Genomic DNA, 14092 nt, shown 5'->3' on the forward strand with positions numbered 1-14092 from the left:
AAACAAAAACGTTTACCATATTCATAAGAGATAGTAATAACAAAATGAATAAGACAAAAATTCGACAAATAGAACTATTATATAAGCTATCACTTAAGTTCCTTGTTAGATGTTCAATTTTGTATCCACATATAATAATCGATATCGGCCTCACTATTGACAAAATTGTTATAATCAGTGGATCACTTGTGAGCATATAAGAAATTAAAGGGATCCCCCCCATAAAAAGGCCATCACCTAAATTACTCAACACAACTGGCGTTAATAATCTATTATTCATTTACATTACTTCATATAAAAATTTACAACCAGTCTACTAGTTCCATTACAAATTCGCAATTAAATGTATGACTATAAAATGCTGTTTTTATTGCAAACTGTCTCAATTATAGGATTGCTTATTAAGATTGTTTATAAAACAATCAACCTGACGATTGGCCGTTTTTGCTAAATTAGAACATTATTATTCAAATAAGTTAGTTCTTGGGGTAATGCAATCTGATTATCTATATGTGGACTCCCGTAGTAAAAGTAATCCGAACAGTTGGAATTCTATAAAGGCCGTGACGAACTTTTGTCTAAAAGGGATTTTTATCAATAAACAAAACACTAACGATTAGCCCTTTGAGGAACAGATACTTCAAACATTGATTCGAAATCTTTTGGGGCTAAATGGGCGAACACCAGTTGTGTTATCGAGAATATTTGGGGCTAAATTGGGGCTTTTTGAAAGGTTGAATACGGTTTTATTTTCCACTTTACTGTTCATAAAAACAGTGTTAGCCAAAAACAAAGCGCCCCTTTCGGAGCGCTCTGTAGAGAGATTTTCAGTTACTGCCAATCGAGGATAACTTTGCCGGAAGCACCGCTGCGCATGATGTCGAAGCCTTTTTGGAAGTCATCCACTTTGAAGTGGTGAGTAATGATTGGGCTGATATCGAGACCCGATTGAATGAGGCTCGCCATCTTATACCAAGTTTCAAACATTTCCCTTCCATAAATCCCTTTAATAACAAGGCCTTTGAAGATCACTTGGTTCCAATCAATCGCCATCGATGACGGTGGAATACCTAGCAAAGCGATGCGGCCACCGTGGTTCATGGTTTTTAGCATGGCGCTGAATGCGCTTGGTACGCCAGACATCTCTAGGCCCACATCAAAACCTTCGGTCATGCCGAGTTCTTTCATCACCTCTTCTAGGTTTTGCTCCGCAACGTTTACTGCGCGAGTCACACCCATCTTACGGGCTAAATCAAGGCGGTATTCGTTCACATCGGTGATCACCACATGGCGCGCACCTACGTGTTTTGCAACCGCAGCAGCCATAATGCCGATGGGGCCAGCACCGGTGATTAGCACATCTTCACCCACTAAGTCGAATGAAAGCGCAGTGTGTACAGCGTTGCCAAACGGATCGAAGATAGACGCCAGATCGTCGGAAATCTCTTCTGGAATTTTGAATGCGTTAAACGCTGGGATCACCAAGTATTCAGAGAAGCAACCGGTGCGGTTTACGCCCACACCAATGGTGTTGCGGCACAAGTGCGTACGGCCACCACGGCAGTTACGGCAGTGACCACAAGTGATGTGGCCTTCACCAGAAACGCGATCACCCAGTTGGAAACCACGCACTTCTTGGCCAATGCCAACCACTTCACCCACGTATTCGTGGCCGACTACCATAGGCACTGGAATGGTTTTTTGTGACCACTCATCCCAGTTATAAATGTGTACATCCGTACCACAAATCGCGGTTTTCTTAATTTTGATCAGCAGGTCGTTGTGGCCAAGCTCAGGCATGTCCACTTCGTTCATCCAGATGCCCTGCTCTGGTTTCAGTTTTGAAAGTGCTTTGATTTTCATAATTAAATTAATCCCATATCACGACCCACTTCGATGAAGGCGTCGATGGCTTTGTCCAGTTGTTCACGGCTGTGTGCGGCTGACATTTGCGTACGAATGCGCGCTTGTCCCTTTGGTACAACCGGGAATGAGAAACCAATAACGTAAATGCCTTTGGCGAGTGCGCGTTCTGCAAATTCTGCAGCCACTTTGGCATCACCTAGCATGATGGGAATGATGGCGTGATCAGCGCCGCCCATGGTGAAACCCGCCGCTTCCATACGAGTACGGAAGTGCGCTGCGTTTTCCCATAGGCGCTCACGTAGATCGCCACTCTCTTGTAGCAGATCCAATACGCGCAGAGATGCTGCAACAATCGAAGGTGCAACCGAGTTAGAGAACAGATATGGACGTGAACGTTGGCGCAGCCAATCAATCACCTCTTTCTTGCCTGAGGTGTAACCGCCGGATGCACCGCCCATGGCTTTGCCTAGCGTACCGGTGATGATGTCGATGCGGTCAATCACATCGTGGTATTCGTGTGTGCCACGACCATTCGCGCCCATGAAGCCCACCGCGTGAGAATCATCCACCATCACTAAGGCGTTGTATTTATCTGCCAGGTCACAGATGGCAGGCAAGTTGGCCACTACCCCATCCATAGAGAACACGCCATCCGTGACGATGAGCTTGTGGCGAGCACCGGCAGCATCTGCCGCGATAAGCTGCTCTTCCAGCTCGGCCATGTTGTTGTTCGAGTAGCGAAAACGCATCGCTTTACACAGGCGCACACCATCAATGATTGAAGCGTGGTTTAGCGCATCAGAGATGATCGCATCTTCTTTATCGAGCAGGGTTTCAAACAAACCTGCGTTAGCATCAAAGCATGATGTGTAAAGAATAGTGTCTTCTTTACCTAAGAATTGAGAGAGTTTCTGTTCCAGTTGTTTATGGATATCTTGCGTACCACAGATGAAACGCACCGACGCCATACCAAAGCCGTGACTGTCCATCCCATCTTTCGCCGCTTCAATCAGCGCTGGGTGATTGGCTAAGCCAAGGTAGTTGTTGGCACAGAAGTTCAGAACTTCTTCACCCGTAGAAATCTCGACCGCCGCTTGTTGCTGCGAGGTGATCACACGTTCGGATTTATAAAGCCCTTCAGCTTTCACTTCCTCAATCTGAGTTCGGATTTGCTGATAAAAAGCAGAAGACATTGCGTATTCCTTCTTGTTTTTGTTTTGTGGGTAACAGGATCTATACCTAAGACACTTAGCGACAATGCTTCAAGTCGCAAGGGTATATTTACACTGTAAAAACCTTTCCCTTAGTGTAATCCAAGGTCACGCAAGCGATTATCTGCGGTAACGGAAAAGCATTCGTGAACCTCAGGCACAGATAAGCCCTTACTATTGTAAATTTATCGCGGATTCATTGTGTCATGCTTCTCGTGTTGAATTGCGAACGCTTGATTTATGAGCATGAAACTTCAAAGATGTCCTATGCCCAAACGACTTGGAGCGGCTGCTTCAAGTAGGAACAAAATCTCACTAATCCAGTCAAAGGACAGACGATGAAAGACGAAACTCTTGCTATCCATTTTGGTTACACCACAGACCCGACCACCAAATCGGTGGCAACTCCGATTTACCAAACGGTCGCTTACGAATTTGATAACGCACAACACGGCGCAGACCTATTCAACTTGGCGGTGCCGGGCAACATTTATACGCGGATCATGAACCCGACCAACGATGTGTTGGAAAAGCGCATGGCCGCCCTCGAAGGCGGAATTGGCGCGTTGGTAGTGAGTGCGGGCAGCGCCGCTATCAACTACGCGATTCTGACGTTGGCGCAAGCGGGCGATAACATTGTTTCCACCCCGCAACTGTATGGCGGCACCTACACCCTATTTGCGCATATGTTGCCAAGCCAAGGGATTGAAGTGCGCTTCGCCAAGGACGATCGCCCCGAGAGTTTGATTGAGCTTATCGATGACAAGACCAAAGCAGTGTACTGCGAAAGTATTGGCAACCCAGCGGGCAACATCATTGATTTACAACGCCTCGCGGATTTAGCCCACGCCAAGGGTGTGCCTGTGATGGTCGATAACACGGTCGCCAGCCCTGCATTGTGCAAACCCATCCACTTTGGTGCGGATATCGTTGTCCATTCGCTGACCAAATATTGTGGCGGACACGGCACCACGTTGGGCGGCGTGATTGTCGATTCAGGCAAATTCCCGTGGGCGCAACACAAAGAGCGCTTCCCCGTATTTAATCAACCAGAACCGTCTTATCACGGCGTGGTGTACACCGAAGCCTTTGGCGATGCCGCCTTTATTGGCCGCGCGCGCACTGTGCCTCTGCGCAATACTGGTTCTGCTCTCTCACCCATGAACGCCTTCATGATCCTACAAGGTTTGGAAACGCTGCCACTGCGTATGGAGCGCCACACCGAAAATGCGCTGAAAGTCGCGCAGTACCTAAAACAGCATCCTAAAGTCAGTTGGGTGAGCTATTCCGGATTGGAAGACTCGCCGTATTACGCGCTGGCACAAAAATACATGGGCGGTAAACCTTCGGCGATTTTGTCCTTTGGTTTGAAAGACGGTTATGAAGCAGGCGTGCGTTTTTACGATGCGCTGCAAATCTTCAAACGCTTGGTCAATATTGGGGATGCCAAATCACTCGCTTGCCACCCTGCGTCCACCACTCACCGCCAAATGAGTGAAGAGGAGCAATTCAAAGCGGGCGTGAAACCGGAGATGATCCGCCTTTCAGTCGGGATTGAACACATTGATGACATTCTGGCCGACTTAGAACAAGCACTGAACGAATAAGCGATGCTTACCTTGTCCCGTCTATATCTAGATCTAGGCGGGATACTGTTCTTGTCCGACAACCCCTCACTTTAGGTTCACCAAATTGCATTTAGCCGGTGATGATGTCGATGCGGTCAATCACATCGTGGTATTCGTGTGTGCCGCGACCATTCGCGCCCATGAAGCCCACCGCGTGAGAATCATCCACCATCACTAAGGCGTTGTATTTATCCGCCAAGTCACAGATAGCCGGCAAGTTAGCCACTACGCCGTCCATTGAGAACACGCCATCCGAAGCGATTATCTGCGGTAACGGAAAAGCATTCGTGAATTTAAGGCACATATAAAGAATGATTTGCCTGCGCTTATCATCAAGTCCTAAACATAAGAATTATTTTCATTTAGGGGAAATCCCTTATTTTTTAATCAAAGGTCACCGCTATAATCAAAACGACTTAAGGTTTAACCAAGGAGAACACCATGACGACAGTAATGAACGATAAACATCCGACTCCCGACCCAGCAGAAGATAATGCTTTCTTCCCATCGGCATACTCTCTGAGTCAATTCACTGCCTCCAAGTCAGATTTAAGTGGTGCCCATTACCCTACCCCTTACCAAGGCGGACGTTGGAAAATCCTTGTCGTTGGTGCCGATGAGCGTTATCTGATGATGGATAACGGCACTTTTTTTTCTACAGGTAATCATCCCGTTGAAACGCTTTTGCCAATGTATCATCTTGATAAGGCAGGTTTTTCTTTTGATATTGCTACACTTTCTGGTAATCCAGTGAAGTTTGAATGGTGGGCCATGCCAAGAGAAGACCAAGACGTGAATGGGTTATATAGCAAATATCAATCTTCTTTCAGGCAGCCACTTAAGTTGAGTGATGTGATTGAAACTGCGTTAGGTGAAGACTCCGATTATATCGGTGTGTTTATTCCCGGTGGACATGGCGCGTTAATGGGTTTGCCTGACAGCCAAGAGGTTAAAGCGGTCTTACAATGGGCGATGAAACAAAATAAATTTATTATCTCGCTCTGTCACGGGCCTGCAGCCTTCCTTGCCGTAGGCGATGAACCATTGTTTGCTGGATATAAAATTGTGGCCTTTCCTGACGAAATGGATGCTCAAACGCCCAGTATCGGCTATATGCCAGGTCATCTGACATGGAAGTTTGGCGAACAATTGCAAGCGATTGGTTTTGAATTACTGAATACTGGAATATCAGGACAAGTCTTCCAAGACCGTAAAATGTTGACCGGTGATAGTCCGCTTGCAGGCAATGCTTTAGGGCAACTCGCCGCCAAAGCATTACTTGCTGAAGTTGAGCAGAAATAAAATAGAGCAGAAATAACCTATGCCCGCTGTCGATTTAATCACCTTGATCAGCCAACTAGAAGAAAGCCATAGCTTTTCCACGGTTCAAGATATTGTTCGGCAACGGGCGCATTTTTATGGTTACGATAAGATCGTGTTTTTCTCAGCACACTCCACGCTCGATGGCATCATAGAGCGTATCTATTGGATTGAAGGTGATTGGTTTGACGATGGAGAAAACATTGATGCAGCTACTTACATCAAATATTGCCCTATAACTCGTCATATTATTGAAACTGATCGTCCTTTCTTTTGGACTAAAAAACCTGACGTCAATCGAGAACAATACAGAGTGGTTGCCAAACCCAAAGGTAGCGGCATACACGGCCTACAAATTCCTATTTTTGGCCATCTCGGACTAGAAGGAGCTGTGAGTCTAGGCGGTAAGGCAATAGATAGCTCACCGCGAGCTCGTTGTGAACTTAGTCTTTTATCAACTTATGCGTTTTTTGCAGCACGTCGTCTGCTTGAGTCGTCCGATCCAAACCGCTCAGCATTGCTCTCTAAACGGGAAAAAGAAGTACTGTCATTGACAGCACTTGGACGCAGACAAGCCGATATTGCCATAGCTCTTGGTGTTTCTCCCAGAACCATTGAGAATCACTTGCGTAACGCCAGACTCAAACTTGGAGGGGCAACGACAGCCGAAACAATAAGAATTGCGATACAACGGGGCGATATCAATAGTCATTCAATATGAGCTACACCCGATTAAACTCTGACTTTACTACCACCAAATTGCATTTAACCGATGATTCTGCGACAGTGACGCCACTGCTTGGCCGACTTATCGACACTTATGCTACTTCCCAAATTGATTGCTCTTTTGCCCGACCTCGCCACTTTTATTGTGGTGGTTAATGAAGGCAGTTTTACCGCTGCGGCCAGCAAACTTGGCGTAACACCTTCTGCGCTCAGTAAGCTGATTACTCGCCTTGAGCAAGCCTTGTCGGTCAAGCTGTTTGAACGCACGACGCGCAAACTCATCATCACCCAAGCAGGGAAAAAGGTGTATGACCAAAGCTTATTGATGGTCAATGCGGCGCAGCAAGCCATTGAAATCTCGAGCTCAGAACATGCCGAGCCTGCTGGCGCACTGACGGTTGCTGCGCCGGAGGCGTTTTTAAATTCTGTTTTGCAGCCGTTTGTGGTGCCATTTCTCGCCCAATATCCGCATATTCAGCTCAAGCTGCGCGCCGCCGATGGTGACATTGATCTCTTCAAACACAATATTGATGTCGCCTTTCGCCTGACGGATAAGCCAGATGAAAACTTAGTGCTGCGTGAGCTGTGCAAAACCAATTTGGTGCTGTGTGCCAGCCCTGAATATTTGGCGCAGCGCGGCACGCCGACTCACCCCACCGATTTAGCCGAGCATGATTGCCTCTACCTCGCGGAAACCGATAAAGATCATATCTGGACGTTTGCCAAAGGCCGTGAAACACACACAGTGGCGGTGAGTGGCCGTTATGCAGTGAACCAATCGCAACTGCGTTTAACTGGGGTGAAGAATCACCTCGGCATCGGGATTTTCCATGATTTTGTGGTGCAAGATGCGCTGACGGCTGGCAAGGTAGTGCAAGTGCTGCAAGAGTGGAATATTAAGAGCAATTATCACGGCGCGATTGCTATGCAGTACGCGCAGACCAAATACATGCCAGCTCGCTTGCGAGTGTTTATTGATTTTGTGCTCGAGCACCTCAGCCCCAAGCTCAATGGTAAGGAGTCCACATGCTAAAACGCATTCATCATGCTGCGATCATTTGTTCGGATTACCCACGTTCGAAAACGTTTTATACAGAGATTCTCGGGTTGCGCGTTGTAGCAGAAAACTACCGCGCCGCGCGAGACTCTTACAAGCTGGATTTAGCCCTGCCTGATGGCTCGCAAATCGAATTGTTCTCTTTTCCTAACGCACCTGAGCGGCCAAGTTTTCCGGAAGCGCAAGGGCTGCGCCATTTGGCGTTTGTGGTGGATGACGTGGCGGAAATAAAGGCTCAGCTAGAGCAACAAGGCGTGAGTGTAGAGCCGATCCGCATTGATGAATACACAGGCAAAGCCTACACCTTTTTTGCCGATCCGGATGGATTACCACTTGAGTTGTATCAGGCTTAAACGAGGTCGACTCGTACTCATGTGAACTAAAAAGGCCAGATAAAATCTGGCCTCTATTTACTTTCCTACTGTTGCACTTAACTGAAAGCGATTTTCAGCTTAGCAATACGACTCACCAGTAACCCATCAAGCAGCAGCGCTAACACAATTGTCGCTCCCGCTAGTGGGAATGCTACACCAATCACCAGTAAGGTGACTAAGCCTGTTTTCCAAATCCCATCTTGCTCAAAACGTGGCGGAACACCTAACCGAGCTTGACCGGTCGGGCGGCGCAGCCACCACATCACCACACCTGTGACAGAGATCAGAATGAAAGCGAGACAAAACAGCACGTTGGCTATTTTGTTCCACACACTCAGATCGCCTTGATGCAGCGAGATCCCCGCCGCCATCGCTTTGGCAAATGGCGAATAATCTTGCCAAGTGACCTCTGTGAGTAACGCACCAGAATATTGGTCAAAATGCGCGGTGCGATCATCACGTGGATCGACAATATCACCCGCCATGGTATTGGCAGAAACAGTATAAACGCCCGTTTCCCCACGCGGAAAAGCAACGCGGTACTGCGTAAAACCCAGAGCCTTGGCTTTAGCAACCACTTGATCGATACCGAATTGAGGATTAACCGCAACCATTTCATGCTCACCACCATGATGATGAGATTGCGGTACTGGCGTTTGCTCCAAGTTCCAAGGCATCTCTTTTTCTGAACCATGGTTTAAATCCGCATGCGTGAGTACCGATTGCGGTTTTTCTCCCCAAGTGTAATACGTCGGGAAGGTATTCCATGCCTGCACCAGTTTTCCACCCCAAATGCCTGCCCACGAAAGACCGGAAATCAGGAAAAACAGCAGCACTAAGGACAGCATGCCACCTAAATTTGCGTGCAGGTCACGCCAGAAAATTCGCGCACCACCGCCCACTCGGATTTTGAGAAAACCCGCTTTACGCGCGTTATCCAGCGGCAACCATAAGTAGATGCCACTCACCAGTAAAATCATCCCCAAGCTCGCCGCAACTTCAATCAAATAATCGCCCAAATCGCCAATCAATAAGGTGCCGTGAATACTGTTCGCCCATTCATACCAGCTTTCGCTACGATCAATAGTGCCCAGAACCACAGCGCTGTACGGGTTAACCGTGACAAATTGGGTTGAACCATCGCTAAACAGTACAGAAAAACGGTTGGCTAAATCCGGCTGAGGCGCAGGGATAAACTGGGTAACTTGCGCTTCTGGATACGCCTTTTGTACTGCCGCAAGCTGCTGAGAAACAGGCATGGCCTGCGCTTGTGGTGTAACGTTTAATACCTCGACGTAGCGAGCTTGTTCAATTTCATCATCAAACAACATGACTAAGCCCGTCAGCGCCAACATCAACATAAAAGGCACCACAAACAGGCCCGCATAAAAATGCCAACGCCAAGTGAGAAAATAGAGGGTTTTACGACGCGCAGCCGCCGTCGGTTGAGGAGTAGTAACGGTACTCAACGTATTTCTTCCTTTTTTAAACGCAAATTATCCCTTCGGTGGAGAAACCAAATGGGATATGAGCGTGTGACTTTACTAATAGGTTATTGTTATTGGGTAATGAATTCAGTTAAGCCACAGGCGGAGCACGCGGGACAGCACTTTCAAAACGGACACTTAGAGCCAAAAAAGTGTAACCATCTACTTGCGCCGTCGTTTGTCGAATTGGAAGTTGTGTGGTTGGAAGTTCGGTGTGATGGAAATTGGAGAAATGGGCAAACGGACACGGCTTACTGTGCTGAGTTTGCGGTTTACCATCTTCAATTTTGACCAGTTCAAAACCATTGATGGTACAAAGTGTTGCCCAAACGCCCGCCGCATTGCCGTGCGCATTGAGCACAGGCATGAGCGAAACCAGCAGCCAACTAAGCAGGCTGAGTTTCAGCATCAAGCGGTGAAAGGTACGTTGCGGGTTCATAACAACACTCTTTATGGATTGCTCACTACTATAACCATTAGTGATAACCATAACAGTGTGTTACACCCAAGTTTTAACAAAAAGATGAGGGTTGTTTACATTTAGCATAGTTACCAAACGGATTGCATCACCACTACTTTCAGTATCCATACTCTTTTTTCGCTTTAAAAGCTGCTGTGAGAAACATAAACCTGCCAAGTGAACAAATAACATCGTCACTTGGCAGGTTTATTAAATAAATTCAAATATTACAACTTAGGAATGAACTCCTGAATAGGCATTTCATCGGCAGTCGGCATACTTAAAGCTGTGTTACTTTCAGCCAACTTCTTGATGTAGTTGATCAATGAGTCGGTATACAGCAAACCAGTATCTTCGCGGCGATTAGTATCTTGGTAAATCGGCTTCATCGTATCGTAGCGGTCACCACCTTTAGCGATAAAGTCATTAGTCACCACCACATACGTATCGGCTAATGCGATAGGATGCCAATCAGATTGCCCACGCTTACGAGCTTCAACATCCGTCACGCGTGAACCTTTGGCTGCATTCATATCCACTTTAAAGCGCAGATTTGCCGCAGCAGGAAACGCGCCTGATGAGCGATTGGCAACCACATTATCAATCGCATCTTCCAATGTATTAACAATCTCTTGTCCTGTCATATCAAGATTCACCAAAACGTTGCTAAATGGAAGCACATCAAAGGCGTGACCGACACTTACATTACCGGCAGGAATACTCGTTCTCACGCCACCAGTGTTCTGAATCGCAATATCCGAGCGATTAGAGAGGTCAAGGAATGCCTTAGAGACAATGTGTGCCATGACACTGCCATGCTGTTGGATGAAGAGACGTTCAGGTGTACTCGGCCCACATAGACTACCTGAAGCATGGTTACTACCAGGAACACGCTCATTACAGAGATTGTTGTTACTGGTATTAATAATTTCTGCTTTCTTAGCATTAATCTCACTGCTGAATTGGTCAAGCAACGCTGCAGCTGTGACATCAGATTCTACAAACGTGAGCTCTGGTACTGCTTGAGCAGCTAAAAGCATGGCTTGATTCTGTGATTCAGAGAACAAGGTAGGTTTATCCTCATTCGTTTTAAACTGCTGACTCAATAGAATATGAGGTTGTCCAAAACAACTTTTTACTTCACCACTCGCCGTAAACTCAACCGTTAATTCACCAACCGCTTTACTTTGCTCCCAAGCTTGTACGACACAAGTGGTATGCCCATCGGCATTGGTGACTTTCGTTGGATAATCCCCCGCTGGAGTAAAGCCTATAGCGTTCAGCCTTTGCTTATCACCTAATAACGTATGACTATCACCACCCACAATGACATCCACATCGGTCAGTTTACTCGCCATGGTGACATCATTTTCATAAGTTTGGTGGGTGAGGAGAACAATTTTGTTGATACCTTGCGCTTTGAATTGGTTAATGTATTTCTGCGCAGTCTCTGTTTCATCAAGAAATACCGTATCTGGAGACGGTGAGGAAGAAGCTTGAGTTTTACTTGAAATATCAATACCAATCACACCTATCTTATGCCCATCAAACTCAACTATTTGATAAGGCTTATACTTTCCAGCGATAGGATTATTATCAGGCACTTCGATATTCGCGGCCAATACAGAGGTTTTGCACTGCCCCTCCGCGAGTTTATCAAGGAAAAGTGCCAATGAAGCATTACCATCATCAAACTCATGATTACCAAGTGCAAATGCATCAAAACAGACCTGATTCATCATTAGTGCATCCGGTAATTCTTGTCGGAACAAGCTGTAAAACATGGTGCCAGTGATCGCATCGCCCGCATGCAATTTAAGAAGATTCTTATGTTTATTTTCGAGTTGTTTAAATTGGGCAACGACTTTGGCAAATCCTCCAACATCATTACGGACAGATTCTCCATTTAAAGTGAGCGCCATATTGGAGTGTGCATCCAGTTTTGAGTGATGATCGTTAATATGCGCAATCGTCAACGTCAAACTTTCAGGCTGTTTGATCACATTGTCTTCATTACAACCAGATAATCCAGCCACAATTGCACAGGCTAATAACGCTTTCTTTCCTAATACCATGATGAAAATCCCTTGGTTAACAGAATATCTATGCCTTGCCGACTTGATGCTGCAGAAGTTTTGACTGCGCAATTATGACGGTAAGCCGTTCCAGCATAAACTAGACCTTTTAGATTAAGTGATAATTAAGTTTTTATTATCAATAGGTTAATCATGCTTAGTGATGCATGATTGAGGCTGAATATTATTCGCAGGATTTCATCAGTTATGTGAGAAAGATCGATTGGTTGCAATTTAATTATTAATATTGTTAATAAGTTTACCAAATGTGTTGTTTATGAGAATTAAAACAGCGAATCAATCACTGCGTTGAATATTGTTTTTCAACGCACAGCTCAATATGCTCGAACGATTTAGGAAGGTCACATCCCCCTTCGGTCTAGAGTGGAAAGGGAGATATGCCCCACATACTCTTCCTACTTGAAGCTGCAACAGTGTTAGCTACGTTCGTTCTCTCCATGCGCAGAGTTTGCCTATGCGCATGGAGAGTCACTCACTTGCCGACGACCTACAACTCCAAGTTGTTGCGGTATAAATACTTAACCAAACAACCGCTTCCAAATACTTGGATTGCGTTTGTCATGGTATTCAATTCGCAGATCATCAACGGTTTTTAGGCTAGCTTTTGCTGCCTCGAGTTGACCGGCTTGCAAATGAGCGTCTATTTTATCCAAAGTCACCGCGAGCTTTTGGAAGCCTTCTTGGTAAGTGGCTTCTTTTTCAACAGGATAAACACCTCGTTTGGCTTGTTCAACCAAGCTTTCGAGGGTAGAAATCGGTGCTTGCATCGCTTCAACGGTTGGCGCTTCTGCGGCCTGTTTAAAGGCGAGCTTCATGTCTTGCATGATTGATTTGAGATCTTGTCCCGCGGCAAAAACCGGAGTGGCGAGCAATGCTGCCGCTAGAATCAGTGTTTTTTTCATTTTTCGACTCACTTTTGAAGGGAGTGGAATTGTACGCCATTCTACCTGCAAAAGTGAGCTGCGTTTTGTTGCAAAATTAAAGTAGACCAGCAAACTCTTCAATCGGCTGGCGACCACGTAACTCAAGAAAGTCGAGAAACTGACGCGCGGTATGAGTGATCACACGTTGCGGGTTAATGCCCACTTCATCAATCAGTTGACTGGCTAGGGATAAACCGCCGATATCCAGACAAAAATGAGCGTCACTGCCAGTGGTGATGTAGGCATCAAGCGATTTCGCAACACGAGCAATCTCGTAACAACGATCAATGCTGCCCACTCGGCTATGCCCTTTTAGTGTGCTGTTGTTGATTTCAATCGCCACATTGTGCGCTTTGGCACAGGCAATCACCTGCTCGAAATCAAAATCAAAATGCGGATTACCCAGATGCCCTAGCGCATCCACTCGACCGCCTTTGATGGTTTCGATCAGGGCTTGGGTGTGCGCTGCTTTATCGGCGGGATGAAATACTGGCTCGTGGAAACTACCAATTACCCAATCCAAGTTGTGATCCACGCTCGGGTGTAAATCAATCTCACCTTGCGTATTGAGGATGTTAGCCTCGACACCGCGGATCACGCCAACACCCTCCAGAAAACGGGGCAAAATGCGCTGGTTAGAGAAAAACCAATAATGCGGCGCTCCGGGCATAGATTCGGCATGATCAGTGGTACAAAACAGCGTCAAGCCATTTTGCTTGGCCGCACGCGCATTCTCAATCAGCGTGCTGTAAGCGTGACCACTGGCGTAAGTGTGAGTGTGAGTATCTACAGCTAATTTCATTTCAACAGTCCTTCCAAACGCATTGCCGGCGAGTGTAGCAGCCTCCCCCTAGGGTTGCTATGTTCAATCGTGCACTTCATGGCCTTGCACCACAGACATAACACGCCCCAAAGAGAGGCTCAGTTTGCGACACCAAGCCAAA

12 protein-coding genes and 1 pseudogene are annotated in these 14092 nt (G+C 46.5%); 5 read left to right on the forward strand and 8 right to left on the reverse strand.

The features are described 5' to 3' along the window. Positions 1-831: 831 nt before the first annotated feature. Positions 832-1863, reverse strand: a complete 1032-nt coding sequence (gene tdh / locus R4537_RS04440) for an L-threonine 3-dehydrogenase (protein ID WP_071179377.1) — start codon at positions 1861-1863, stop codon at positions 832-834. Positions 1864-1865: 2 nt separating this feature from the next. Beyond that, on the reverse strand, positions 1866-3059 hold the full coding sequence (locus R4537_RS04445) for a glycine C-acetyltransferase (protein ID WP_000092841.1): 1194 nt from the start codon (positions 3057-3059) through the stop codon (positions 1866-1868). 356 nt (positions 3060-3415) lie between these two features. Here R4537_RS04445 and R4537_RS04450 point away from each other — a divergent pair, with 356 nt between their 5' ends. Beyond that, on the forward strand, positions 3416-4684 hold the full coding sequence (locus R4537_RS04450; RefSeq protein WP_071179378.1) for an O-acetylhomoserine aminocarboxypropyltransferase/cysteine synthase family protein: 1269 nt from the start codon (positions 3416-3418) through the stop codon (positions 4682-4684). Positions 4685-4778: 94 nt separating this feature from the next. Here the strand turns inward: R4537_RS04450 and R4537_RS04455 are convergent. Then, a pseudogene (locus R4537_RS04455) lies at positions 4779-4973 on the reverse strand (aminotransferase class I/II-fold pyridoxal phosphate-dependent enzyme); the annotation flags it as partial. A gap of 185 nt (positions 4974-5158) precedes the next feature. On the opposite strand from R4537_RS04455, the gene hchA reads away from it, so the two are divergent. The 4 genes from hchA to gloA2 all read left to right on the forward strand — a co-directional run bounded on the left by hchA (position 5159) and on the right by gloA2 (position 8161). Then, positions 5159-6007 carry a glyoxalase III HchA gene (gene hchA, locus R4537_RS04460; protein ID WP_340100655.1) on the forward strand — a complete coding sequence of 283 codons (849 nt, stop codon included), beginning with the start codon at positions 5159-5161 and terminating at the stop codon, positions 6005-6007. Positions 6008-6026: 19 nt separating this feature from the next. Next, positions 6027-6746: a PA1136 family autoinducer-binding transcriptional regulator gene (locus tag R4537_RS04465; RefSeq protein WP_001111918.1), complete on the forward strand. Its 720-nt coding sequence runs from the start codon at positions 6027-6029 to the stop codon at positions 6744-6746. 99 nt (positions 6747-6845) lie between these two features. Beyond that, positions 6846-7784: a LysR family transcriptional regulator gene (locus tag R4537_RS04470; RefSeq protein ID WP_071179380.1), complete on the forward strand. Its 939-nt coding sequence runs from the start codon at positions 6846-6848 to the stop codon at positions 7782-7784. After that, entirely contained in the window at positions 7778-8161 is a 384-nt protein-coding gene (gene gloA2, locus R4537_RS04475; RefSeq protein WP_071179381.1) for an SMU1112c/YaeR family gloxylase I-like metalloprotein, read from the forward strand. Before R4537_RS04470 ends, gloA2 begins: the two co-directional genes overlap by 7 nt. A 77-nt stretch (positions 8162-8238) precedes the next feature. Here gloA2 and R4537_RS04480 read toward each other — a convergent pair whose 3' ends face one another. The 5 genes from R4537_RS04480 to R4537_RS04500 form a co-directional block, all read right to left on the reverse strand. Then, a complete protein-coding gene (locus R4537_RS04480; RefSeq protein WP_071179382.1) occupies positions 8239-9651 on the reverse strand; it encodes a PepSY-associated TM helix domain-containing protein in 1413 nt (470 codons plus the stop codon). A 109-nt stretch (positions 9652-9760) separates the two neighbouring features. Continuing rightward, on the reverse strand, positions 9761-10108 hold the full coding sequence (locus R4537_RS04485; protein WP_002045376.1) for a hypothetical protein: 348 nt from the start codon (positions 10106-10108) through the stop codon (positions 9761-9763). Between the two features lie 248 nt (positions 10109-10356). Next, positions 10357-12204 carry a 5'-nucleotidase C-terminal domain-containing protein gene (locus tag R4537_RS04490; RefSeq protein ID WP_071179383.1) on the reverse strand — a complete coding sequence of 616 codons (1848 nt, stop codon included), beginning with the start codon at positions 12202-12204 and terminating at the stop codon, positions 10357-10359. Between the two features lie 539 nt (positions 12205-12743). Beyond that, positions 12744-13127, reverse strand: a complete 384-nt coding sequence (locus R4537_RS04495) for a cytochrome b562 (protein ID WP_071179384.1) — start codon at positions 13125-13127, stop codon at positions 12744-12746. Between the two features lie 76 nt (positions 13128-13203). Further along, a complete protein-coding gene (locus tag R4537_RS04500) occupies positions 13204-13950 on the reverse strand; it encodes a phosphatase (RefSeq protein WP_000762048.1) in 747 nt (248 codons plus the stop codon). Positions 13951-14092 lie beyond the last annotated feature (142 nt).

The organism is Vibrio paracholerae (assembly GCF_037672085.1).
GTDB lineage: Bacteria > Pseudomonadota > Gammaproteobacteria > Enterobacterales > Vibrionaceae > Vibrio > Vibrio cholerae.

Bases quoted from the DNA above. Each gene is read 5' to 3' on its own strand.
- R4537_RS04485 (WP_002045376.1), bottom strand. From the start codon at position 10,108: ATGAACCCGCAACGTACCTTTCACCGCTTGATGCTGAAACTCAGCCTG.
- hchA (WP_340100655.1), top strand. From the start codon at position 5,159: ATGAACGATAAACATCCGACTCCCGACCCAGCAGAAGATAATGCTTTC.
- gloA2 (WP_071179381.1), top strand. From the start codon at position 7,778: ATGCTAAAACGCATTCATCATGCTGCGATCATTTGTTCGGATTACCCA.
- tdh (WP_071179377.1), bottom strand. From the start codon at position 1,863: ATGAAAATCAAAGCACTTTCAAAACTGAAACCAGAGCAGGGCATCTGG.
- R4537_RS04465 (WP_001111918.1), top strand. From the start codon at position 6,027: ATGCCCGCTGTCGATTTAATCACCTTGATCAGCCAACTAGAAGAAAGC.
- R4537_RS04500 (WP_000762048.1), bottom strand. From the start codon at position 13,950: ATGAAATTAGCTGTAGATACTCACACTCACACTTACGCCAGTGGTCAC.
- R4537_RS04490 (WP_071179383.1), bottom strand. From the start codon at position 12,204: ATGGTATTAGGAAAGAAAGCGTTATTAGCCTGTGCAATTGTGGCTGGA.
- R4537_RS04495 (WP_071179384.1), bottom strand. From the start codon at position 13,127: ATGAAAAAAACACTGATTCTAGCGGCAGCATTGCTCGCCACTCCGGTT.
- R4537_RS04470 (WP_071179380.1), top strand. From the start codon at position 6,846: ATGCTACTTCCCAAATTGATTGCTCTTTTGCCCGACCTCGCCACTTTT.
- R4537_RS04445 (WP_000092841.1), bottom strand. From the start codon at position 3,059: ATGTCTTCTGCTTTTTATCAGCAAATCCGAACTCAGATTGAGGAAGTG.
- R4537_RS04450 (WP_071179378.1), top strand. From the start codon at position 3,416: ATGAAAGACGAAACTCTTGCTATCCATTTTGGTTACACCACAGACCCG.